This window comes from Achromobacter sp. (assembly GCF_049647645.1).
Lineage (GTDB): Bacteria > Pseudomonadota > Gammaproteobacteria > Burkholderiales > Burkholderiaceae_B > Achromobacter.
Window position 1 is genome coordinate 1 of the sequence record NZ_JBARYB010000252.1, and the last position, 2,443, is coordinate 2,443.

Here is a 2,443-nt window from a genome sequence, read left to right on the forward strand (position 1 = left end):
TGGCCGGACGCCGCGCCGCGCTCTGGCTGGGCGCCCTGGCCTTGCTCGCCGCGACCGCCGGCGGCATCGGCCGGCTCAGCATCCAGGACGATCTGCGGCAGTGGCTGAGCCTGCCCGCGCCTTTGCTGCAACAAGCCCGCCAGATCGGCGAAATCACCGGTTTCATGCCGACCAGCCAATTCTTCCTGGTGCGCGCGCCCGATGCCGACGAACTGCTGCGCAGGCAGGCGCTGGTGTCGCAGGCGCTGGACAGCCTGGTTGCGCGCGGCGATCTCGCCGCCTACAACGCCCTGAGCCAGCTCGTCTCGCCGGCCGCCGAGCAGAAGGCGCTGGGTTCGAAGCTGGCTGGACTGGCCGCGCAGCCCGACGCCTGGAAGCCGGTCACCGACATCGGCATCCCCTACGACGCCTTGCGCCAAGAGCTGCAGTCCATGGCCGCGCTGCCGCCGCAGACGATCGAGGAAGCGCTGCAAGGCCCGTTGGCGGAACGCTGGCGGCCGCTGTGGCTGGGCCTGCGCGATGGACAGGCCGCAGGCATGGTGACATTGCTGGGCCTGCGCGATGCGTCCACGCTGCAGGCCATCGCCCAGGCTGCGCCTGACGTCACGCTGGTGGATCGCAGCGGTGAACTGAACCGCATGTTCGCTGCAACGCGGATCGAAGCCGCCGAACTCAAGCTGCTGTCGTACGTCGTCGCGGCGCTGTTGCTGTTGCTGACCCTGGGACGCGCCGCCGCCTGGCGCATCCTGGCCGTGCCGCTGGCGGCCACCGCATGCAGCCTGGCGGCGTTGGGCTATCTGGGCCAGCCGCTCACCCTGTTCAGCCTGTTCGGCCTGTTGCTGGTTTCCGCGATCGGCGTGGACTACGCCATCTTCATGTACGAACGGGTCGCGGGCGCGGCCGCCAGCCTGGTCGGCATCCTGCTGGGCGCCGCCACCACCTTGCTGTCCTTCGGCCTGCTCGCCGTCAGCCAAACCCCCGCCATCGCCAACTTCGGACTGGCGGTGGCCCTGGGCGTGGCCTTCTCGCTGCTGTGGGCGCCCTGGATCAACCCGCCGCGCGAGGCCGCGCCGCATCCTGCTTTCAATAACTAAATGGACAAACCTGGCATGGAACATCGGGAAGTTGTAGTCATCGGCGCGGGCCCCGCGGGCGCGGTCGCCGCCGCCCTGTTGAAGCGGCAGGGACATGATGTCCTGATGCTGGAACGCCAGCAGTTCCCGCGCTTTTCCATAGGCGAAAGCCTGCTGGCCCATTGCCTGGAATTCGTGGAAGAAGCGGGCATGCTGCCGGCGGTGCAAGCCGCCGGCTTCCAGGTCAAGAACGGCGCGGCCTTCGCCTGCGGCGACCGCTACACCCACTTCGATTTCCGCGACAAGTTCAGCGCCGGTCCCGGCACCACGTTCCAGGTGCAGCGCGCGCACTTCGACCAGGTGCTGGCGGATGATGCCGCCCGCCAGGGCGTGGAGGTGCGCTACCTGCAGGAAGTGACGGCGGCGGACTTTGGCGGCGACGGCCCCTTGCTGGACGTGCGCCGCGCCGACGGCACGCCTTACCAGGTGCGGAGCCGGTTCGTGCTCGACGCCAGCGGCTACGGCCGAGTGCTGGCGCGCCTGCTGGACCTGGAACGCCCGTCGTCGATGCCGCCGCGCAAGGCCATCTTTACCCATATCGAAGACCGTATCGACGATCCCGGCTTCGACCGCGAGAAGATCCTGATCAGCGTGCACCCGGAAGAACGCGGCATCTGGTATTGGCTGATCCCCTTCTCCAACGGCCGCTGCTCGTTCGGCGTCGTCGGCGGCGAGAACCTCTTCGGCGGTCCCGGCCAGGACTTGATGGCCACGCTGCGCCAGATGGCCGACGCCGCGCCCAACCTCAAGCGCGTCTTGAAGAACGCGGTCTGGGACACGCCCGCCAACACCATCGGCGGCTATTCGGCCAGCGTGCGGCAACTGCACGGCCCCGGGTACGCGCTGCTGGGCAACGCGGCGGAGTTCCTGGACCCGGTCTTTTCCTCCGGCGTCACCATCGCCCTGCGCTCGTCCAAGCTGGCGGCCGACGCCTTGCATCGCCAATTGAGCGGCGACCAGGTCGACTGGCAAGCCGATTTCGCCGATCCGCTGATGGTGGGCGTGGAAACCTTCCGCGCCTATGTCCAGGGCTGGTACAGCGGCGAATTCCAGGACGTGGTCTTCTACGAGAACGCGCAGCCCGAGATCCGCCGCATGATCAGCTCCATCCTGGCGGGGTATGCCTGGGACCAGAACAACCCCTTTGTCGCCAACCCGCAGCGCCGCCTGCGCATGCTGAGCGAACTTTGCCGCGGCGCCGAAACGCAGCCGCTGCCCGCCTGATCCTGGCCATGACCACCGCCCGCTCCTCTTTCCTGTCCGCCGCGCGCACCCTGGCCGCGGCGCTGGCGCTCGCCCTGCTGGCGGGC

At 68.8% G+C, this 2,443-nt stretch carries 1 protein-coding gene and 1 pseudogene; both read left to right on the top strand.

What is annotated here, in order from left to right; translation table 11 throughout:
- Nucleotides 1–1,094, top strand: a pseudogene (locus WBB14_RS28850) (hypothetical protein); the annotation flags it as partial.
- A 15-nt stretch (nucleotides 1,095–1,109) separates the two neighbouring features.
- Complete coding sequence (locus tag WBB14_RS28855; RefSeq protein ID WP_424242786.1) at nucleotides 1,110–2,357, top strand: NAD(P)/FAD-dependent oxidoreductase; 1,248 nt, start codon at nucleotides 1,110–1,112, stop codon at nucleotides 2,355–2,357.
- The last annotated feature ends 86 nt before the right edge of the window (nucleotides 2,358–2,443 follow it).

Excerpts from the sequence above, each read along its gene's own strand:
- WBB14_RS28855 (WP_424242786.1), top strand. The coding sequence starts at position 1,110 with ATGGAACATCGGGAAGTTGTAGTCATCGGCGCGGGCCCCGCGGGCGCG.